This is a genomic window from Xanthomonas sp. NCPPB 1067 (assembly GCF_020783795.1).
GTDB classification, from domain to species: domain Bacteria; phylum Pseudomonadota; class Gammaproteobacteria; order Xanthomonadales; family Xanthomonadaceae; genus Xanthomonas; species Xanthomonas melonis.
Map to the genome: position 1 here is coordinate 21072 of NZ_JAJGQG010000012.1, position 21409 is coordinate 42480.

Sequence of the window (21409 nt, forward strand, 5' to 3'; positions counted from 1 at the left end):
CAATGCGCAAGGCGATCGCGACGGCCTTGCGCAGCGGTTGCCGTGCCAGGGCGGCAGCGACAGCGACCGCCGCAGTAAGTCGGGCATGGCGCCCGCAACGACACGATTCGGAGAAGTGGTAGATGGCAGCACGACGCGGTAAGAGTCAGGCACGGCGCAACACCAGCAATGGCACACCCGGCTGGGTGTGGTTGGTGGCGGGCGCCGCGATTGCGGCGGTGATCTTCCTGGCCGCGCCCAACCTGTTCAAGAAGGACGGCGACGGCTTCCTGCGGGCCGGCCCGCGGGCCAATCCCGACGCACAGCCCGAACCGGTGGCCGATGCCGATACCGATACGCCGGCCGAGCTGCCCAGGCCCAGCGCGCAACCACCCAAGCCGCAGGCCAAGTCGGGCGATGCGCAGACCCAGTACGACTTCTACACCTTGTTGCCTGGCAAGGAAGTCCAGATGTCCGATGCGGAACTGGCGGCCAGCGCGCGTGCCGAGGAAGCGGCACGTGCGCGCGCCGCGCTGGAAGGCAAGCCGGTGCCGCCGGCGCCGGGGGCTGCAGCCAGCGTTGCGGCGGCCACGCCGGCCCCGAGCGTGCCGGTGCCCTTGAACGAAACCGCCGCCAGCGCGCCCAAGCCGTTGCCGGAAGCGACACAGACCCGCCCGGTGGCCACGCCGGCGCCGGCCGGCACCGCAGCGCTCACCGCTCCGGCTGCAGCAGCAGCTCCCAAGCCAACGGCAACCACGACCGCCTCCGCGGCTGCCCCTGCAGCAACCGACAACACCCGTTACATCCTGCAGGCCGGCTCGTTCGGCGCTTCCGGCGATGCCGAATCGACCAAGGCCAAGCTGGCGATGATGGGCCTGGCCGCTCGGGTGGAATCGGCCGAGATCAGCGGCAAGACGGTGTACCGCGTGCGGATGGGGCCGTACGGCAGCGCCGGCGAACTGGCCGAGGCCAAGCAGAAACTCACCGGCAGCGGCTTGCCTGCCATCGCCATCAAGGCGCAGTAAGCACACGTGATGCGCGGCCTCGCCAGCGCGTTGCTGGGACTGCTCGCACTGACCGGCAGCGCGCGGGCCACCGAGCAGATCCCAGACCGCATCCAGATAGACGGCCGGCAGGCGCGCTTGCTGGCCGAACCCCTGTCCGGGCCGCTGGACGACCCCGCCATCTGGAAGCGCTTCGTCGCCACGGCCGGCACGGCACTGGGCAGTTGCACGGCCAATTGGCGTGGTTATCGCGCAGATTGGCGACTGGAAGCGCGGCAACTGGTGCTCGATCGCGTCGTGCTGGGCGCCTGCAACGATGTTCCGCCGGAGCTGCCGCTGGAGGTGTTGTTTCCCGGCCAGCGCGCGCCGGTGCCGGCGGTGTGGGTGGACGGCGAGTTGATCGTCGCATTGCCACGCGCTGCAGCGGCGCCTTCAACTGCGGCCAGCTACCTGGTCCTGCGGCTGCGTCGCGGCCAGGTGGTCGCGCAAGACACGCTGACCGAGCAGATGCTGCGCGAGCGACGCGCTGCCGCCAGCGGCAACGCTGTCCCCTGAGATCCTCTCCCATCCCCTGGAGTTCCCCATGTCCAAGACCGTCATGATCACCGGCGCCACCTCCGGATTCGGCAGCGCTGCGGTGCGCCGCTTCGCCGCTGCCGGCTGGAAGGTCATCGCCACCGGCCGGCGTACCGAACGCCTGACTGCACTCGCGGCAGAACTTCCTGCCGGCCAGGTGCATACGGCCGCTTTCGACATGCGTGATGCACAGGCCTTGTCGGCCGCCATCGACGCGCTGCCCGCCGCATTCGCCGACATCGACGTGCTGGTCAACAACGCCGGCCTGGCGCTCGGTACCGCGCCCGCGCAGCAGGCCGACCTGGTGCAATGGCAGCAGATGATCGACACCAACGTCACCGCGCTGGTCACCCTCACCCACCGGCTGCTGCCGGCACTGATCGCGCGCCGTGGCGCCATCATCAACATCGCGTCGGTGGCGGCGACCTACCCGTACACCGGCGGCAATGTCTACGGCGGCACCAAGGCCTTCGTGCAGCAGTTCTCGCTCGGCCTGCGCTCGGACCTGCACGGTACCGGCGTGCGCGTGACCTCGATCGAGCCGGGCATGGCCGAAACCGAATTCACCCTGGTGCGCACCGGTGGCAACCAGGCCGCGTCGGACACGCTGTACCGCGGCGCCACCCCGATGACCGCCGAAGACATCGCCGAGCAGATCTTCTACGTGGCCAGCCTGCCACCGCACTTGAACATCAACCGGCTGGAAATCATGCCGGTGACGCAATCGTTCGCCGGCTTCCAGGTAGCGCGCGACGACACCTCCACCTGAGGCGCAGCGCAGCGTCCGCGCACCGCAGACGCCGTACCTGACACGCCCGTTCTCGGCAGCGAAGGCGGGCGTTGTGTTTCTGTTCCTGCGCAGCGGAGGACGACCCGGCGCGGGGCGCAGATCGCCGGGGGACCGCAGACACAAAGAACCGCATCGGCATCAGCCATTGCTGGCTTATGCAGTTGCCTTGCTGTACCGCTTGCGCAGCCGCAGGAACGGGCGCTCCACCGCGTTATGCAGCACTGCGCCACCCAGCAGCGCCGCCCCGCCATACGCAGCAAACGCGAGCAGGCCACGCCCCTCCAGTGCTGGGCCGAACCACTGCTGGATGAGGTGGAATACCGCCTTGTGGGTCAGGTACAGGCTGTAGGAGATCGCCGCCAACCAGGCGGCGCCCGGCACCTGCAGCCGGCCGAATACAGTCCCGGTCGCGGTACCCGCCAGCACCAACAGAGCCAGACCGAACGAGAGCACCGGCCAGCCCACCGCGTTGCCGAGCAAGCCGGTGCGCTCGCGAAACAACCACATCGCCAAGGCCAGCACGGCCACGCCTGCAAGCGCACAGGCATTGCCACGCTGCTGCAGCCGCTGCCATGTGTGCGGACGAAACATCTTCAACACCGCCAGCACGACACCGGCAAGCAAGCCGTCCAGCCGGTTCCAGGTGGGGTAGTAGAGGTCTTCGACGAACCAATTGCGCTGCTGCCCGCCGCCGACCTGGTCCAGCGCGGTGTTGTGCAGCCACACGCTGCTGCGCAAGGCGATGCCGGCCACCACAACGGCCACGCAGAGGGCAACGAGGCGGGTAGCCGATGGGCGCCGCAGCAACAGCGTGGCCAGCAGCGGAAACACCAGATAGAAATGCTCTTCCACACACAGCGACCAGGCATGCGAAAACGCGGCCTGTTCGCCGTAATCGACCAACAGATTCAAGGTGAAGGTGACAAACATCCACCATGGTGCCAGCCCGGGCGCTTCGCGAAATCCTGGCCATGCCATGTAGACGAGCAGCACCACCGAAAATGCCGGCAGGATGCGAAACGCGCGCCGCAGGTAGAAGTCCTTGAAGTCCAGCCGCTGCCCGCGCGCCAGCGGCACGAGTACCTGGCTGCCGATCAAAAAGCCGCTCAACACGAAGAACAGGTCCACCCCCATCCAGCCGTAGCGCGACAGCCACGCCCAGTCCGGCCCCAGCCCGCCGACCACGAACGAATGGAACAGCATCACCCAGACGATGGCGATGCCACGCAACAGATCCAGAGCGGGATAGCGCATGCGGGCGAGATCAACCGGAGGAGCCCGATTGTGCCGTATGCCGGTAGCGCACAGCACATCGCTGGCAACGACGCGCTGCCACCCAGGGCTGCAGTGCGCGTTCCCAACGCTGCGGCCTGATGCGCAGCGTGCCCTGTTTATGCGACGGCGTGCTGCTCGATCCGTGCGACGGTTGTGGATGGCGCAGAAGCCGGTTCGAGCAGCTGCCAGGCCTCCAACTGATCGATCGCCGTGCGCACACCGTCTTCGTCCCCAATACGTTGACCGAGTGCGCGTGCAGCAGCGCGCATGGCCGGCGCACTCGCCTGCTGGATGGCAGCGGCCAGGGTTTCCGGCCGCAACCCCACCCGTGCGAGCGCCGGCGGTGCCACGCCACGCTGGGCCAGGCAGTGCGCCCAGAACGGTTGGTCGTATCCGAACGGCAACACCACCGAGGGGATACCGGCCGTCAGTGCCGCGCCGGTGGTGCCTGCACCGCCGTGATGCACCGCCACCGCCACGCGCGGAAACAACCAGTCGTGTGGCGCCTGTTCCAGATGGAAGAAGCGCCCGCCATCATCGTCGGCAGCGGTCTCCCCAGCCGCCAGGCCTCCCCAGCCGCTGGCCAGCAAGGCGCGCTGCCCGGTCAGACGCACCGCCGCCTTGACCGTGGCGGTGAGCTGCGCCGCGTCGGTGCTGGTCATGCTGCCGAAGCCGATATACAGCGGCGGTGGCCCGGCCTGCAGAAATGCCTGCAGATCCGCCGGCGGTTGCCACTGCGGCTGCGGAAGTTGCCAGAAACCGCAGACCTGCGCGCTGGGCGGCCAATCTGGTGGGCGTGGGCACAACTGCGAACTGTAGCCATAGATCACCCGTGGCCGGCTGCGATCCGGACCACGCCACGGGTAGGCCGGCAGGCCCAGGGCTGGCCGCACGATGTCGTTGAGCACCGGGCGCATCAGTTGCCAGCCGGCAAAACGCACCACGTGATGCAGCGCCACGCTCACCCGCCCAGGAAACCGCACGGTCGGCATCACCATCAGCGGCAGATGCCGCGAGGCGGTCAGCGGCTGCAGTTGCGCGAATGCCACCGGCAGCCGATAGGCCTGCCCCAGGCTATGGGCCAGGAAGCTGGCGCTGCCCACGCCCAGGATCAGCCCGGCATCGGCACAGGCCGCGCGGCCCTGCTCGGCCCAGTCGCGCGCCCAACTCAGCAGCGGGGCGCGCAAGCTGGTCCACATGCCGCGCCAGCCGCCGCGCATCTCGGCCACGCTCGGGTTGCCCTGCAGCAGCTGCTGGTGGTCACCACTGAGCGGAAAGAAGTCCAGCCCGTTGGCACGGATCAGCGCTTCGAAATTGCGGCTGGTCAGCACCCGCACCGGGTAGCCTCGCGCGCTCAGGCCACGCCCCAGCGCGATGATCGGGCGCACGTCGCCGTGGGTGCCCAGAGTGGCGATGACGATCGGACGATGGGCTGCGGCGTTTGCCGGGATCTCAAGCATATTCGGCTACCCCGTCGCTGGCGGTGGCGATGCTGCCATCGCGCCGCGACGCTGGCGCGGCGGCGGCGTGAAGCAAGGCACACACCCTGGCCGAATGCGTGGGCGAGAGCATCGAATGATGGTCGCTGTCCAAGCCATGCAGGTGCAGCGTACGCACGTAAGGACGCCAGGCCTGCGGCCGATAGTCCACCCAACGCGCATCGTCGCCACCGGAGCTCATGCGGATCTTGGCTTCGATGAACAGTACGTCCTGGTTCAACGCCCGGGGCCGGTGACGTCGCGCCAGATGCAGGTGGTGCTGGGTCACATCGCCCAGATCGCCCAGCAGCGTGGTGCGCTGCTCCAGCAACTGGCGCACGGCCGGCAACGCGTTCAGCCCGTAGTGATCGCATAGCAGGCTGGCCAGCTCGGCCATGGTGGTCGGCATCGGCTGATGGGGCCCCAGGGTCAGGCCGAGCGCATGCACCGATGCGCTCACGTTCTCCGACTCCGGCAATGCAGCGGCCTGATCCAGATGCGGGTAGCTGTCCAGCATCGCCAGCAGTTCGACCTCTTCGCCAAGTTCGTGCAGCTCGGCCGCGATGGCGTGGGCGATCAGCCCGCCCAGCGACCAGCCGATCAGCCGGTACGGACCCTGCGGCTGCACGCTGCGCAGACGGGCCAGGTAGTCGCGCGCAATCGCCTCGATGCTGTCCGGACGATGCTGCGGGTCGCTCAATGCCGGCGACTGCAACGCGTAGACCGGCCATTGCGGGTCGAGCTGACCGAGCAGGGTGAGATACGACCAGCCGAGCCCAATCACCGGATGGATGCAGAACAAGGGTGTGACTCCCGGCGTGCCTGCACGCAAGGGCAACAGCACGCCCAGGGGATCGTTGGCCGGCTGGGCACTGCGCCTGATCGCCTCGGCCAGCCCGGCGATCGTCGGGGCATCGAACAACGCGCCCAGTGGGAGTTCGACACCGAACAACTGCGGGAAGCGCGCGGCCATTTCCGCCGCGCGCAGCGAGTCGCCGCCCAGCTCGAAGAAGTTGTCGTCCACACCGACTGCCGCGATGCCCAGCACCTCGCGTAGCAATTCCGCCAGCTGCCGTTCCAGGGCATCGCGCGGCGCCACTCTGGCACGCGCAGGCACGCCGCCCGGCGCCGGCAGTGCGCGGCGGTCCAACTTGCCGTTGGCTGTCAGCGGCAAGGCCGGAAGCATCACCCACAGGCCTGGAATCATCGATGCCGGCAGGCACTGCTGCAGATGGGCACGCAGCGCGTCGGTCGACGGCTCTGTGCCATGCTTGCCCACCACATAAGCCAGCAGCTGCACCGTAGCATCGCCGTCGTTATGCGCCACCACCGCCACCTGCGCCACCTGGGCATGCAGCAACAGCGCATTCTCGATCTCGGCCGGCTCCACCCGATGACCACGGATCTTGAGCTGTGCGTCGGCTCGGCCGATGAATTCCAGCAGGCCATCGTCGCGTTGACGCACGCGGTCGCCGGTGCGGTACATGGTGCTGCCGTCGGCGGCGAACGGATCGCGCAGGAACCGCTCGCTGGTCAGCTGCCGCTTCCCGCGATAGCCCTTGGCGACGCCGGCACCGCCGATATACAACTCGCCGATTGCACCGGTCGGCAGCGGTTGCCGTTGCGCATCGAGTACGTAGACGCGGGTATTGAGCAGCGGCCTGCCGATCGGGGGTGCCGCCGCATCGGTCAACTGCAGCGGCATGATGGTCGACCAGATGGTGGTCTCGGTGGGTCCGTACAGCTGGGTCAGGCGCCCGACCCGGCCCAGCAACTGGCTGGCCAGTTCCGGCACCAGCGCCTCGCCCCCCACCAGCGCATGCAGGCGATCCAGTGCAAGATCCTGGTTGGCCAGCAGGATGCGCCACAGCGACGGCGTGGCCTGTACCAGGCTGACGTGCGCGTCGGTGATCAGACGCGCCAAGCCGCGCGGATCGTGACCGATCCCCGCCGGCGCGATGACCACGCGCGCGCCCACCAGCAACGGCAGGTACAACTCCAGCCCGGCGATATCGAAGGTGATGGTGGTGACGGCCAGTACGCGGTCGCGTGGGCGCAGCGCCAACTCGTGTTCCATGGCGTGCAGGAAATTGAACAGGTTGCGATGGCTGATCTCCACGCCCTTGGGCGCGCCGGTCGAACCGGAGGTGTACAACACGTAGGCCGTGCCATCCGGCGTGGCCAGCGGTGCGATCGCTTCCGGCAACACCGCCGGGCGCGGGTCCAGCCAGACCATCCCCCCCATCAGATAGCGCTCGCACAGCGCAGGCTCGCACACCAGCGCAATGGCGCCGGAATCGGCGAGCATCTGACGGTTGCGCACAGCCGGGCTCTCCGGGTCCAGCGGCAGATACGCCGCACCGCTCCACATGATGGCCAGCAGCGCCACCAGCAGGTGCTCGCTGCGCGGCAGCGCGACCGCGACGACATCGCCGGGACGCACGCCATCGGCGACCCATTGCCCCGCAACCCGCGAGGCCAGCTCGCACAGCGTGGCGTAATCCAGCGTGCGGCTGTCGTACTGCACCACGACCGCAGCGGGCATGAACTCGGCGCGCTGCAGCATGCCATGCAATAGCGTGGCCGGTTCCGGCAGCGGCGCTGCGGTGTTGTTCCAGGTGTGCAGCAGGCGCCGACGCTCCTCGGCGCCCAGCACATCGACCTGGCCAAGCGCGCATTCCGGATCGGCCAGCACGGCATCGACCAGACGGGTCAACCTGCGGCAATGTTCAGCCAGTTCGTGGCTGTCGTACAACGCCGGATTGGCATCCAGATCGAAGCGCAGGGCAGCGCCATCGCCGCGCTCGTAGCAGAAGACGGTCAGGTCGTCGGCGGGGCCATTGGAAAGATTGTGCGGCACCGCGTACGCATCGCCGAAGCGCAGGCCGTATTCGAAAGCCTCGATATTCACTGCCAGACGCGCGATCTTCTGCTCGGTTCCGAAAATCCCCATGTCGCGACGCACGTCTTCGAAGCGGTATTGCTGATGGCGCAGTGCATGCTTGACCACCGAGGAGACCTGCGTGAACAGTGCGTGGATCGGCTGCTCCGGTTGCATCTTCAGACGGATGTAGACCACATTCGCCACCATTCCAGGTGTTTTTCGATAACGCGCATTGATACGCCCGCTCACCGGCATCGCAAACACCAGGTCGTCGGCGCCGGTGTGGCGGTAGTAATAGGCCGCCACCAGTGCAATCAGGATCTGCGGCAGGCTAACGGTGTAGCGCCTGCCCAACGCACGCAATTTCGCCATCTGACGCGCAGAGAACTCCCCGGTTCCACGCAACGAGCCGGCCATCTCGTAACTGCCCGGCCGCGCCAGCGTTGCAGGTGGTGGCAAATCGGCCAATTGCTCCATCCAGTACGCGCGATCGCGTTGATAACGATCCGAATCACGGTACTGCTGTTCCAACACCGGCAATTCCGTCGCACTGGCGAAGTCGGCAGCCTCCGGCTCAGTGCCGACCAGGTAGGCGCGGTACAGCGCCGCCACGCGCTGAGCCACCATGGCCGTGGTATAGCCATCCATCACCAGATGGCTCATGTACTGCACCCACAGGTGATGATCCTCGCCAAGACGGAACAAGGCACAAAACCAGAGCGGCCCGTTGCGCAAATCTTCCGGCTGACGGATCTGCTCTTCGACCCAGTGCACAGCCGCGTTGCGCGGTGCCGGATCCTCTGCGACGTTGAAGTAAGGCATGGTGCCGGTGTATTCAGGCAGCACAATCTGCACTGGCAATCCGTTTTGCTCGGCAATGCAAAGCCGCAGTGTGTCGAACTCGCGTGCGACCTGTGCACTGGCGCGCAGGATCACCTGCGGTTCAAGCGGTCCGAATAACTCAAGCGCCTCCGATAACATCAAGGTGTTTTCGGTATACATTTTGCTGCCTACCCAAAGACCGCGCTGAGCACGCGTCAGGGGAAAGGCAGGCATGGAGGCTTCAATCTGCATTGCGTGCATTCCTCTGAAGTGGCGCACAGTCCGTCGACGCACCATCGGCCTTCATGTGGTCGATGGATGCCGAATCAGCACCTGCCCCGAAAAAAAGCGATAGATTAAGAGACACCGCCGACGATCGGCGGCTGCCGGCCATACACGATGGAGACTTACAACCAGGAAATCCGCACAATCGAAACGCCGACGTACAGGTGTCTTCTTCGAAGTGTTGAGTCAACATTAACAATTCGTGCAGGTCGGAACCGTGCAAAAAATCACGAAACCCAAGTGGCGCACGAATAATTTTCACTGAAATGTGATTGAACTGATGTCCTGGATGCATACATTCGCCCACTCCAGCGCGGCTTCCGACGAACGACGGACGTCCTGTGCCAGGTCGACGATAAAGTCCGCTGTGGAGCCTGGCACGCGCTTTACGCGATATATCCTGAGGCACACCTACCTAAGACTATTTCGCTATCGACATTTATTGATTGTTTTATTCACAAGATGATTTGAATAAAAATTCATCTGCGGAAAGATTGCGCGCTTCAGGCAGGCGATCGCGCAATGGGTTTGCGTCTTGTCGGTAAGCAGCATTGCCTGCTGACAATGCGGTTGTATGATGCGTAAAGCATGGAGTGCCGTCCCGTTTCGGCCGCTCTTCCCGCCGCCACCATGTGCGTCAGCAACATGCGTAGGACCGTAACGGCCGGCGAACGACACAGACATGTAAGAAACGGCGAGGCATCCAGAGCCAGTCGTGGTGCCGGTGGTGCGACTGCGCCGCTGTCAAGCGATGTTGCCAACGTATCGACGGCGGCCTCTGCGCCATCGTATTGCGCTACGTGGCGCTGCGGCATGCCGCAGCGCCTGCACGATCAGCCCAGCGGTTCGTCCGACAGATAGGTGTAACCGGTGAGCCCGGCTTCCAGCGCGTCGCTCAGCTCCTGCGCGCGCTCCGGCGGCAGCTGCGCGGCGGCGATGCGCTCGGCATAGGTCGCGCGCAACGTGTCCAGGTGATAGCCGACGTAATCGAGCATCACATCGGTGGTGTCGCCACGCCGTTGCTGCACGATCCGATAGCCTTGCCCGTCCACGGCCACTTCCACCGCATCGGTATCGCCGAATAGGTTATGGATATCGCCCAGGATTTCCTGGTAGGCGCCGACCAGGAAGAACCCGATGCGGTAGCTCTCGCCGGCGTTGAGGCTGTGCAGCGGCAGCGAGCTGTCCAGGCTTTCGTTTTCGACATAGGTCTTGACCATGCCGTCCGAGTCGCAGGTCATGTCGGCGATGATGCCGCGGCGCTGCGGCGCCTCGTTCAGGCGCTCGACCGGCACGATCGGGAACACCTGGTCGATCGCCCACACGTCCGGAATCGACTCGAACACGCTGAAGTTGACGAAGTACTTGTCCACCAGCCGCTCGTTGAGCTCGTCCAGCACCGGGCGGTGACTCTTCTCGTCGAAGCTCAAGCGTGCACGCACACCGTGGGCGATGGCATAGAACAGATCGTCGATGCGCGCGCGATGGGTCAGGTCGATCTGGCCAAGCGCATAGGCGCTCAGGCCTTCGGCATGGAAATGCTGGGCCTCCTGGAGCAGTTCCACCGCCGGGCGTACATCCAGTTCGTCGTGGATCTCGCGCAGATGGCGGATGGCGGCCGGCTCGTCGTCGTGCGCATCCGGCACGCGGCCCTCCGGCGCCTGCTCCACTTCCGAGACGTTGGCGATCAGCACCGCGTGGTGGGCGGTCATCGCGCGGCCGCATTCGGTGACGATGCGCGGCGGGGTCAGGCCATGTTCTTCGCAGGCGCTGGCCAGCGGCTGCACGATGTTGCTGGCGTACGAATGCAGGCCGTAGTTGATCGAGCAATAGCTGCGCGAGCGCGTGCCTTCGTAGTCGATGCCCAGGCCGCCGCCCACGTCCACATGGCTGATCTTCGCGCCCAGACGCGAGAGCTCCACGAAATAGCGCGTGGCCTCGCGCATGCCGTTGGCGATATCGCGCACGTTGGAGATCTGCGAGCCCATGTGGAAATGCAGCAGATTCAGGCTGTCGGCGTACTCGGTGTCGCGCAGCGACTTCCACAGGTCCAGCACCTGGCGCGGCGACAAGCCGAACTTGGCCTTGTCGCCGCCGCTGTTCTGCCATTTGCCTGCGCCCAGCGAGGCCAGCCGCATGCGCACGCCCAGGCCCGGCTTGACGTCCAGCGCGCGCGCCTCTTCCAGCACCAGGGTCAGCTCGGAGGGTTTTTCGATGACGATGAAGGTCTGCAGGCCCAGCTTGCGGCCGATCAGCGCCAGGCGGATGTATTCGCGGTCCTTGTAGCCGTTGCAGACGATCAGCCCGCCCGGGCGCGACAGTGCCAGCACTGCCATCAACTCCGGCTTGCTGCCTGCTTCCAGGCCGAAACCCTCGCCATGATGGCCGGCCAGGGTGCCGGCCACGCCACGGTGCTGGTTGACCTTGATCGGATACACCGCGGTGTAGCCGCCGGCGTAGTCCCACTCCGACTGCGCCTGCGCGAAGGCCGCCTGCAGCTTGCCCAGGCGCTGGCCCAGGATGTCCGGAAACCGCACCAGCAGCGGCAACTTGGCCCCGGCCGCACGCGCGGCATCCACCACTTCGGGCAGCGACACCGACGGGCCGTCGACGGTGGGGGTGACCACCACATGGCCGGCGTCGTTCACATCGAAATACCCGTCGGCCCAGTGCGGGATCGAGTAGGTCTTGCGGGCTTGGTCGAGGGACCAATCGCTCATTTCGTTGTCTCGGCTGGGGCAAAAGGGCGTGAATTGTAACGCCTGGCATGCCGAGGGTCCGTTACAATCCGCGCCGACTTCACGCCCCGCTCCTGGTCGGATCGGGGCCGGGCAAGGGTCAGCCGCTGCGCAGTTTGGCTGCACGGGGCTGCGCCCGACCCTCATCCGGCGCTACGCGCCACCTTCTCCCGCCGGGAGAAGGAACCGCCCGCTTCTTTTAGTTTAGGACGTCCGCATGAGCAGCAACGACAACTGGTACATCGAACACTTCCAGCCGACCGGCTCGGCCATCGGCTTTCGCATCAGCGGCAAGCTGGACGAGGTGCAGTCCCCGTTCCAGAAGATCGAGATCTACCAGACCACCGACTGGGGCAAGCTGATGCTCATCGACGGCGCGGTGATGCTGACCAGCCGCGACAACTTCTTCTATCACGAGATGATCAGCCACCCGGCGCTGTTCACCCATCCCGCGCCCAAGCGCGTGGTGATCATCGGCGGCGGCGACTGCGGCACGCTGCGCGAGGTGCTCAAGCACCCGGGCGTGGAAAGCGCCACCCAGTGCGACATCGACGAGCAGGTCACGCGCATGTCGGAGAAGTACTTCCCCGAGCTGTGCGATGCCAACCACGATGCGCGCGCCGAACTGCTGTTCGACGACGGCGTGGCCTACATGGCCAATTGCCCGGCCGGCAGCGTGGATATCGTGATCGTCGATTCCACCGACCCGGTCGGCCCGGCCGAAGGCCTGTTCAACAAGGCGTTCTACGAAAGCTGCTTCAAGGCGTTGAAGGACGACGGCATCCTGGTGCAACAGTCCGAGTCGCCGCTGGCGCTGCTGGACCTGATCAACGAAATGCGTACCGAGATGGGCAAGGCCGGCTTCCAGTCGTTCAAGACCCTGCCGTTCCCGCAGCCGTGCTACCCCACCGGCTGGTGGAGCGTGACCATGACCAGCAAGCAGGCAGGCGCCGATTTCGCCTTCCGCCAGGCCGATGCACAGGCCAAGGGCTTCGACACCCTGTACTACACCGCCCATCTGCACACCGGCGTGATGGTGGCCCCGCCGTTCGTGGCCAAGGCGCTGGGCGAGTAAGCACGAAACGGCGCTGCAAGGCGCCTGCAGTACTCGAACCACAACGGGCGGATGTTGCCATCCGCCCCGTTGCCGTCTCTGCCGTGCTGCGTCGCCAATCAGAAACGGACTTCGGCGCCCACGTTCAACACTTCGGCACGGTTGATGGTGATGTCTTCATCCGAGTCGTAATAATCGTTGGCGTAAAGATAGTTCGTATAGAGCACGCTCAGACTTGCGTGCCTGCCGACATCTACACCAAGCCCGGCACCGGCATATCCGCCAGAAACACGATCATTGGATTCGCCGTTGGAATTGGCCGACCAGTAGCCCAGCCGGACCACCGCAAACAGTGGACTATCTCCAAAGTTAAAGCGCGCCATCCCCCCCAGACTTCCAAACTCCACGCTAGGTACATAGGCGCCGTCGTGATCACTGATGCGGGCCAGCTTCCCCACCGCCGCTTCGACGCCGATCAGGGTCACGGGTCCAGCCCGCCAACGATAGCCTGCATTGAAGCCGAGCATGTCCTGATCGATGCCTTCATACACCTTGCCCTGACCACCCTGCACACCAAGAAAGACGCCGCTCTTCAGGCGCTGATCTTCTTCGCGCGGTGCGGGCGCCGTGTAGGCCGATGTCGGTGGCGCCGCCACCGCGGGCGTCTGCGCCGAGACAGTGGTAAATCCCTCGGCCTCGCCAGCTGCGCCTGCGCTTCCACCCACTGCGACCGGCGCGCCGCCGTTGCCGGTACCTTGCGGCGGGCGCGAAAGCGGAGCCGTCGGCGCTGCGCCCCCCTGCGGGCCAGCCTGTTGCTGCTTGTTCTGCTGGCGGTAGCTATCCCACCCGCGCGAGAGCGATTGCGCCGAGGCCTGGGCCGTGACGCCAAGCGCCGTGCAAGCCAACAGCAGTGTTGCGGTCCTTTTCATCACGTTCCCCCTGAGTGGTCGTCCATCGTTCCGCATCCTTGCGCACGCAGGCGGACCTGACGGGCGTCGGGAAGTGGTGCAGTTGCCGTCGTCTCATGGAGGCTTCCCCGTAGCACGCGATGTCGCCGGTGACACTGGCGCAGGCAGGCCTGGGCAGACCAACGCCATCGCACGTGATGCAGCCCCCTGACCGCAGCGCGCACAGTGTCTGGAGTCTCAGTGTCTGTCAAGAAGAGGTGAGACCTCCGTACTCAGGCGCGAGGTGCGCGGCACGCACCCCGTTGCATCGCCTGCCACGACACCGCGCAGCATCTGCCGCCGGGCTCCTGCAAGACACCACATGGTGCGCAAAGCACCCGGCACCTCACGCCGATTCCAAGATGTTGATTAAAAACGCCGTTCTACATCCGGAATACTTCATTTGTTAAATAACTGTAATTTCAATACCGACAAGTTTTAAAATTAGGCACTCCCGATCCCAAGCGATCACCGTGGACCTGCGTAACGCGTGACACCTCCGCGCCGCCAGCGTCCGGAGAACTGCCATGCACCACCAGCCGCTGGACGCTTCCAGCCTGCACCTCGTCGCTCCCGTCCTGCTCAAGCAGGGCACCCGGCTGCTCGAACCCGATGTCTATCGCACCCACCTGGATGGGCAACTGGCGGTGGTCAAGGACTACACCCGCTATCGCCGCACCCTGCTGGCGCCGATCGCACGGCTGATGGTGCGCCACGAAGCCGGCATGCTGCACCGGCTGCACGGCTGGAAGCATGCACCGGCTCTGCTCGGTACGCTGGGCGGGCTGGCCGTGGGCATGGAGTTCATTCCCGGCGACACGCTCAGCGCCGGTGCCGTGGTGGGCCAGGAGGTGTTCCAGCAGTTGCAGCAGGCGTTGCGCCGCCTGCACGGTTTCGGCATCACCCATAACGATCTGCATGGCACCAACGTCGTGGTCAGTGCCGGCGTGCCGGTCCTGATCGATTTCACCTCGGCGTGGCGGTTTCCGCGCTGGCTGCGGCGCGGACTGCTGGCCCGGCAGCTGCAGCGCAGCGACGTGGCCAATTTCCAGAAGATGCGCCAGCGCCTGGCAGGCATCGCACCCACCGCCGACGAAGCCGCGCGCAGCGCCGAACCGGGCTGGGTGCGCGCTATCCGCGCTGGGTGGAAGCAGCTGTATCGCCGTCTCAAGCGTGATGCTCAGCCGGCGCATCAGGCGGATTCGCGTCACTGATCTGCGCGATGTATGCAAGACGCGCCGGCGGCGTGGCCAGGCGATCTTTCACAGGACGGTGCAACGCCCGGCCGGCATCGCGCCCAGCAGTCATGAAACAGCACGCAGTGCCGCGCCAGGCCGGGTGTACGGCGTGGGCAGCGAATGGCCGCGGTGTACGACTGCCTCAGGCGCAATGCATCAGCGTCACCGGTGCCTGCCAGAGAACAGGCACCGGTATTCCATCAACGCAGCATGCCGCTACGGCGTCGTCGCTGGCGCGCGATAGGCGATCAGGTGCGGCGCTTCGGCCACGAACCGATCCAGCACACCGTCAGCGATCTTGACCGGCCCGCCGAAACGCGTAGCGCCGGGAATCGAGGGGATCGCTGCCGCCTTGGTCGCGGATGCGGCCGCATCGGCAAACAATGCCGGCGCCTCGGTACTGCCACGGCTGGCCGCCTCCAGGCCGGCCGCAGTCTGCCGCAGCGCGCGGCCCCAGCCCTCCATCGCCTCCAGCCACGGGCGCGACTGTTCCGCAAAGCCTTTGTCGGCCACGCCGTCGCGGATGAGTTGCGGGGCGGCCACCAGCTCCTCGGCAGTGCGCGCCAACTCGGCAAGCGCCTGCGTGCGCGCTGGGGCATCGCCCAGCGCGATCGCTTCGCGCACATGGTCGAGTACCGCCTTCAGCCGCGGTGCCTGCTCCTGCCATGGCTGGCTGCCGAAGGTCGGTGCCAGGTGCTGGGTATCGAAGAAGGTCAGCAATGCGGCAGTGACACGCGCATCGCCGCCGGCCAGATCGCGCGCCGCCGCATGCCAGGTGCGCTGCGCGTCGTAGCCTTTGTCGTTCCAGGCGAACGCGGTCAGGCCCATCACCGCGACCCTGCTGGGCACTTCCTGGTTCATCGGGTTGGAGACGATGCCCGACAACTCGGCCGACAGGCCGGCCTCGCGCCGCGCGTACGGCGCCATCAGCAGGCGCCCGGCCGAGGTTTCGAAATCGTTGACCGGGTAGTTGTCCCACAACAGCGTCTTGCGACCGAACGCCTTGGTGGCCGCACGCGCATCCGGGATGGAGATGGCCGGCGGCACCACGTCGGTGCCGGTCCATTGCACCACGATCTTCGGATCCAGGTGTTTGCGCAACGCTTCCTTGTAGGGGCTCTCCTTGGCATCGAAGTATTCGGTAGGCACCATGATCAATTCAGACGCCGCATCGTGGCGCGCGACCAGATCGGCCTGCACCAGATTGAGCAGATACGATTGCGCGACGCCAGCCGCCTGCGCGCCGGATGCACCGAAGGTGGCCTTGTCGCGCTCGCAGTTCCATTTGGTGTATTCGATATCGTCCAGCGCCACGTAGAAACTGCGCACGCCCAGCGCGCGGAACGCGTCGAACTTGCGCAGCAGCGCCTTGGCATCTGACGGATCGGAGAAGCACACCGTCGGCCCCGGCGAGATCGCATAGACGAAATCGACGTGATTGCGCCTGGCGCTGGCCGCCAGCTTGCCCAGTGCCTGCAAGGTCGCCTTCGGATACGGCTCGCGCCAGCGGTCGCGCGCATACGGGTCGTCCTTGGGGCTGTAGATGTAGGTATTGGCCTTGGTGCGCGCCAGGAACTCGATATGCTTGCTGCGATCGCTCATCGACCATGGCGCGCCGTAGAAGCCCTCGATCGTGCCGCGGATGGGCATGGCCGGGTGGTCCTGGATCGTGAGCGTCGGGATCGCCGGCCGCTCGACCAGCTGACGCAGCGTCTGCGCCGCATGGAACAGCCCATCGCCATCGTGGCCGGCCAGCGTGATCAACCCGCTGCCGAGCGCCGCGCTGGTCAAGGTATAGCCCTCGCTGTGCGTGTCCTGGGTGGCCTTGCTGCGCGCCAGCGCCTCGCGCACCACTGCCGCATCGCCGGTGCCGATCACGATGTGCGGGCGGTCGAACGTGGCTGGCAGGCGCGCTGCGGTGGCGATCCTGGTCACGCCGGCCGTCCCCAGGATGCGGCGTACCAACGCGACGGACTCCGGATCTGCGCCCGGCGCCACCACCAGTACCACCGACTGACCCAGCGTGACCGTGCCGCCCTCCAGCATGATCGAGACCGGCGTGGGGAAGATCGCCGGTTGGGTGACCGGCTGCGCCAGTGCGGGGACTGTCGCCGCTGCCAGGCCCGCTGCCAGCCAGACCGAGAGCGGGCGCAGGCCCGACTTCCTATCGCGTCGCTTCATCCCGAACTCCGGTATTTAATTGGTATTAGGCCCTAGAGTAGGCAAGTCGTCGTGTGGCGACAAGCGGGCCCGGCCACGGGGATATCTATACCTAAATCTCAGCCACATGCTGAATCGCGGCATGACGCCTGCGTCGATGCCGGCCTCAGATGCCAGATCCTATCTGCGGTATTGAAATGGTATGAGTGCGCACGTAGCGCGGCACCGCTCGGCCCGTCGCGGACCAGCTGCTCGAATGACGTTGCGCCCCGCGCACCATCTCGCGGCTGCATTGGCCGTCGCTGGCCGGATCCCGCCTGCCCAGGCGTGACCATCGCGCCACGCTGCAACCATGGGCGCATGGCGCCGCGTCGTGGCAATCGGGCGACGACGGATGCGGTATCGCAACAATCGGCCAATCGCCTGAAGACCAACGGCGCAATGTCGGCCGAAGGCGCTGCCGGCCGATGTCTTACAGCGCGTCGCCGTCCAGCTCGCCGGTGCGGATGCGCACCACACTGCCCAGGTCGTAGACAAACACCTTGCCGTCGCCGATCTTGCCGGTGCCCGCCGCACCGACAATGGCTTCGACCACGCGCTCGGCCTGATCGTCGGTCACCGCCACTTCGATCTTCACCTTGGGCAGGAAATCGACCACGTACTCGGCGCCGCGATACAGCTCGGTGTGGCCCTTCTGCCGCCCGAAGCCTTTCACCTCGGTCACCGTGATGCCCGCCACCCCGCAACCGGCGAGCGCTTCGCGCACATCGTCGAGCTTGAACGGTTTGACGATGGCCATGATCATTTTCATTGGTGCAGATCCAGCGGCATGACAGGGCGCGCAGCATAGCGTGGACGGCCGCAACACTCATCCATGCCGGCTGCACCACCCCGGACCACAGCCGAATGGGACTATTCTTACCGCCTGCCGACTGCCTTGCCGATGTCCCGCGTGTGCGGCCTGCATTAGGCTTTCCACGGACCTGCGGAGACAACCATGATCGATTTCAATCAGCTCGACGACCTCGCCCGCCGCCTCAGCGACCTGGTGCCACCAGGCCTGCGCCAGTCGCGCGAGGAACTGCAAAGCACGTTCAAGGGGGCCTTGCAGGCCGGCCTGGGCAAACTGGATCTGGTCACCCGCGAAGAATTCGACGTGCAGCGCGCGGTACTGCTACGCACGCGCGAAAAGCTCGACGCGCTGGAGCAGGCGGTGGCCGCGCTGGAAGCACGCGCAACCGGTGCGCCGCCCAATGCGGCGCCCGATTCCGGCACCGTCTGACCTGAGCCGCCACCATGAGCCTGGCACTGGTGCACAGCCGTGCCCGCGTGGGAGTGCACGCGCCTGAGGTTCGGGTGGAAGTGCATCTCTCCGGGGGGCTACCCTCCACCCAGATCGTGGGCCTGCCCGAAGCCGCAGTGCGCGAATCGCGCGAACGGGTGCGTGCCGCGCTGCTGTGCGCGCAGTTCGAGTTTCCGGCCCGACGCATTACCATCAACCTGGCGCCGGCGGACCTGCCCAAGGAAGGCGGTCGGTTCGACCTGCCGATCGCGCTCGGCATCCTGGCCGCCAGCGGGCAGATCGACCGGCAGGCGCTGGCCGAATACGAGTTCCTCGGCGAGCTGGCCTTGACCGGCGAGCTGCGTGGCGTCGACGGCGTGCTGCCGGCCGCCCTGGCCGCCGCACAGGCGGGGCGACGGCTGATCGTGCCGCTGGCCAATGGCGCCGAGGCCGCCATTGCCGGGCATGGCCAGGCGTTCACCGCACGCACCCTGCTGGAGGTCTGCGCGGCCCTCAACGGCAGCCAGCCGGCGCCGGCAGCCGAACTGGCAGCCCCCGCATCGGGCGCGCGCGCGCTGCCGGACATGGCCGACGTGCGTGGTCAACCGCATGCGCGCCGCGCATTGGAGATCGCTGCCGCCGGCGGTCACCACCTGCTGCTGGTCGGCAGCCCCGGCTGCGGCAAGACCTTGCTGGCCTCGCGTCTGCCCGGCCTGCTGCCGGACGCCAGCGATGCCGAAGCGCTGGAGACCGCTGCCATCGGCTCGGTCAGCGGTCGCGGGCTGGATCTCGCCCGCTGGCGCCAGCGTCCGTATCGCGCACCGCACCACACCGCCAGCGCGGTCGCCCTGGTCGGCGGCGGCACGCATCCGCGCCCCGGCGAGATCTCGCTGGCGCACAACGGCGTGCTGTTCCTGGACGAACTGCCCGAGTGGCAACGGCAGACCCTGGAAGTGCTGCGCGAGCCGCTGGAATCGGGTTTGGTCACGATCTCACGCGCCGCGCGCAGCGTGGATTTCCCGGCGCGGTTCCAGCTGGTCGCAGCCATGAATCCCTGTCCCTGCGGCTGGGCGGGGGATGGCAGTGGGCGTTGCCGCTGCAGCAGCGACAGCATCCGCCGCTACCGCAGCCGCATTTCCGGCCCGCTGCTGGATCGCATCGACCTGCATGTGGAAGTCCCGCGCCTGCCACCGCAGGCGCTGCGCAGTGGCAACCCCGGCGAAGACAGCGCCAGCGTGCGTGCCCGCGTGGTCGCCGCGCGGCAGCGGCAGCTTGCGCGTGGCGACCTGCCCAACGCACAGCTCGACCAGCCCGCGACCGACCGCCACTGCCGTCTGCAAGGCGACGACCAGCTGCTGCTGGAGCGCGCGATCGAGCACCTGCAGCTGTCCGCGCGTTCGATGCACCGCATCCTGCGGGTGGCGCGCACCATTGCCGACCTGGACGACAGTGCCGCGATCGCCACGGGCCATCTCACCGAAGCCATCGGTTACCGCAAGCTGGATCGCGCGCTCGGCACCGCCAACGCGGCCTAGTTCGCGGCCGGCCTGAGGCCTGGGTGGCCGATGCAATCGGGCCGTTACACCGGCATCGAACACGTCCGCGCGGTGCGTCGGCCGCCACCGCTGGCTGCCCCAGGGAGTGCCGTCGTCACGAACGCAATCGGAACATGCCTGGGTGCGAGGTCGTTTGAACACGCGACCGCCCGATGGGCGATGCTGGCCGGGGTCCGGGAGGCAGACGTGCGCAGCTGTTCCTCCTGGCGTCACCTGCCCTTGCGAAACGCCGTGGCGCGCAGCACACACGCCACACGGTTTCATTGCCTGTCGCACAACACCGCCACCTGCCCGAACACGCGTTTCATGGCGCTCGCCGTACAACGTCACTACCCTTACGCAGAGGCCGTCATGCGCCAACTCCCTGAGTTATCCACCGTCCCGTCGCTGGATCTGAATCGCTATCTGGGCACCTGGTACGAAATCGCCCGGCTACCGATACGTTTCGAGGATGCCGATTGCACCGATGTGTCGGCGCATTACTCGCTGGAAAGCGATGGCGGCGTCCGCGTGCAGAACCGCTGCCTGACCGCGTCTGGCGAGCTCGAGGAAGCGCTTGGTCAGGCGCGGCCCATCGATCGCAGCTGCAGCCGGCTGGAGGTGACCTTCCTACCGGAGGGACTGCGTTGGATTCCCTTCACCAAGGGCGACTACTGGGTGATGCGGATCGATGCCGAGTACACCGCGGCACTGGTCGGCAGCCCCGACCGCAAGTACCTGTGGCTGCTGGCACGGTTGCCGCACCTGGATGAGAACGTCGCGCAGGCCTACCTGGCGCATGCGCGCGAACAGGGCTTCGATCTGTCCCCCCTGATCCACACCCCGCACACGGGAAAACTGACCGAACAGCCGCTGCCGTGAGTCTGTCTATTCACCTTCAGCCCGAACGGTGCAGGTACCCGGCAGACGCTGGCCTGCCTCGGAGAACATTGCCGTAGAACAGGGGGCAGGGCAGGTCACGCGCCCCAGTCGACCTCTGCGTCCGTCCTGCTCCGCCCCCCTGTTCCGATGACGCATCCTCACCCGTTCAACGTGTCCAGATCCTTCGCTGCTGCCTGGGCGGCTTCCAGGCTGTCGAACGCGACGCCGGTGTCGCCGACCACGTACTTGATGAGCTCGCCATCGCGCGTGGTTTCCTGCATCTTGAAGATCGGTACCGCGTCGGTACCGCCGACGCGCTCTTTTTGCGTTGTCATGGTCGTTCTCCGGTGAGGGACTGGGCGCAACCGGTCTGGCCCGCCAGCCCGCAGACTGCGTGCACGCCATGACCCTAGCGCGCGCGCACGTGCGTGAGCGTGAATCCAGCGCTTCGGGCCGCTACCGGCCAGGCACGGCACGGCG

Annotated in this window: 16 protein-coding genes; 8 read left to right on the forward strand and 8 right to left on the reverse strand. The window is 66.5% G+C overall.

What is annotated here, in order from left to right; translation table 11 throughout:
• Positions 1-122 precede the first annotated feature (122 nt).
• From LL962_RS10985 to LL962_RS10995, 3 genes are read left to right on the forward strand one after another with little or no spacing between them, the layout of a single operon-like run.
• Complete coding sequence (locus tag LL962_RS10985) at positions 123-1004, forward strand: SPOR domain-containing protein (protein WP_228316917.1); 882 nt, start codon at positions 123-125, stop codon at positions 1002-1004.
• Positions 1005-1013: 9 nt separating this feature from the next.
• On the forward strand, positions 1014-1538 hold the full coding sequence (locus LL962_RS10990; protein ID WP_255626276.1) for a hypothetical protein: 525 nt from the start codon (positions 1014-1016) through the stop codon (positions 1536-1538).
• Positions 1539-1566: 28 nt separating this feature from the next.
• The gene (locus tag LL962_RS10995; protein ID WP_104588884.1) at positions 1567-2328 is read left to right on the forward strand and encodes an SDR family NAD(P)-dependent oxidoreductase; all 762 of its coding nucleotides are present in this window, start codon (positions 1567-1569) and stop codon (positions 2326-2328) included.
• A 174-nt stretch (positions 2329-2502) separates the two neighbouring features.
• Here LL962_RS10995 and LL962_RS11000 read toward each other — a convergent pair whose 3' ends face one another.
• The 4 genes from LL962_RS11000 to speA form a co-directional block, all read right to left on the reverse strand.
• Positions 2503-3603: an acyltransferase family protein gene (locus tag LL962_RS11000; protein WP_228316919.1), complete on the reverse strand. Its 1101-nt coding sequence runs from the start codon at positions 3601-3603 to the stop codon at positions 2503-2505.
• A 137-nt stretch (positions 3604-3740) separates the two neighbouring features.
• Entirely contained in the window at positions 3741-5084 is a 1344-nt protein-coding gene (locus LL962_RS11005) for a glycosyltransferase (protein ID WP_228316920.1), read from the reverse strand.
• A complete protein-coding gene (locus tag LL962_RS11010; protein ID WP_441004866.1) occupies positions 5077-9042 on the reverse strand; it encodes an amino acid adenylation domain-containing protein in 3966 nt (1321 codons plus the stop codon). The genes LL962_RS11005 and LL962_RS11010 overlap by 8 nt, the downstream gene beginning before the upstream one ends.
• Before the next feature lie 884 nt (positions 9043-9926).
• Complete coding sequence (gene speA / locus LL962_RS11015) at positions 9927-11813, reverse strand: arginine decarboxylase (RefSeq protein WP_228316922.1); 1887 nt, start codon at positions 11811-11813, stop codon at positions 9927-9929.
• Positions 11814-12048: 235 nt separating this feature from the next.
• Between speA and speE the strand changes: the two genes are divergently transcribed.
• Entirely contained in the window at positions 12049-12906 is an 858-nt protein-coding gene (gene speE, locus LL962_RS11020; RefSeq protein ID WP_228316923.1) for a polyamine aminopropyltransferase, read from the forward strand.
• Positions 12907-13004: 98 nt separating this feature from the next.
• On the opposite strand, the gene LL962_RS11025 is transcribed toward speE, so the two are convergent.
• Positions 13005-13814 carry a hypothetical protein gene (locus LL962_RS11025; RefSeq protein ID WP_228316924.1) on the reverse strand — a complete coding sequence of 270 codons (810 nt, stop codon included), beginning with the start codon at positions 13812-13814 and terminating at the stop codon, positions 13005-13007.
• A gap of 545 nt (positions 13815-14359) precedes the next feature.
• Between LL962_RS11025 and LL962_RS11030 the strand changes: the two genes are divergently transcribed.
• Entirely contained in the window at positions 14360-15046 is a 687-nt protein-coding gene (locus LL962_RS11030; protein ID WP_228316925.1) for a kinase, read from the forward strand.
• 240 nt (positions 15047-15286) lie between these two features.
• On the opposite strand, the gene LL962_RS11035 is transcribed toward LL962_RS11030, so the two are convergent.
• On the reverse strand, positions 15287-17251 hold the full coding sequence (locus tag LL962_RS11035) for a beta-N-acetylhexosaminidase family protein (RefSeq protein WP_228316926.1): 1965 nt from the start codon (positions 17249-17251) through the stop codon (positions 15287-15289).
• Positions 17252-17702: 451 nt separating this feature from the next.
• Positions 17703-18041: a P-II family nitrogen regulator gene (locus LL962_RS11040; RefSeq protein ID WP_104588876.1), complete on the reverse strand. Its 339-nt coding sequence runs from the start codon at positions 18039-18041 to the stop codon at positions 17703-17705.
• A 186-nt stretch (positions 18042-18227) separates the two neighbouring features.
• Here LL962_RS11040 and ubiK point away from each other — a divergent pair, with 186 nt between their 5' ends.
• The 3 genes from ubiK to LL962_RS11055 all read left to right on the forward strand — a co-directional run bounded on the left by ubiK (position 18228) and on the right by LL962_RS11055 (position 20929).
• A complete protein-coding gene (ubiK, locus tag LL962_RS11045) occupies positions 18228-18512 on the forward strand; it encodes a ubiquinone biosynthesis accessory factor UbiK (protein ID WP_104588875.1) in 285 nt (94 codons plus the stop codon).
• A 14-nt stretch (positions 18513-18526) separates the two neighbouring features.
• A complete protein-coding gene (locus LL962_RS11050) occupies positions 18527-20047 on the forward strand; it encodes a YifB family Mg chelatase-like AAA ATPase (protein WP_228316927.1) in 1521 nt (506 codons plus the stop codon).
• A 372-nt stretch (positions 20048-20419) separates the two neighbouring features.
• Positions 20420-20929 (forward strand): lipocalin family protein, encoded by a 510-nt coding sequence (locus tag LL962_RS11055; protein ID WP_228316928.1) that lies wholly within the window; start codon positions 20420-20422, stop codon positions 20927-20929.
• Between the two features lie 158 nt (positions 20930-21087).
• Here the strand turns inward: LL962_RS11055 and LL962_RS11060 are convergent, their stop codons facing one another.
• Positions 21088-21264, reverse strand: coding sequence for a hypothetical protein (locus LL962_RS11060; protein WP_104587654.1), 177 nt, complete (start codon positions 21262-21264; stop codon positions 21088-21090).
• Between the last annotated feature and the right edge of the window lie 145 nt (positions 21265-21409).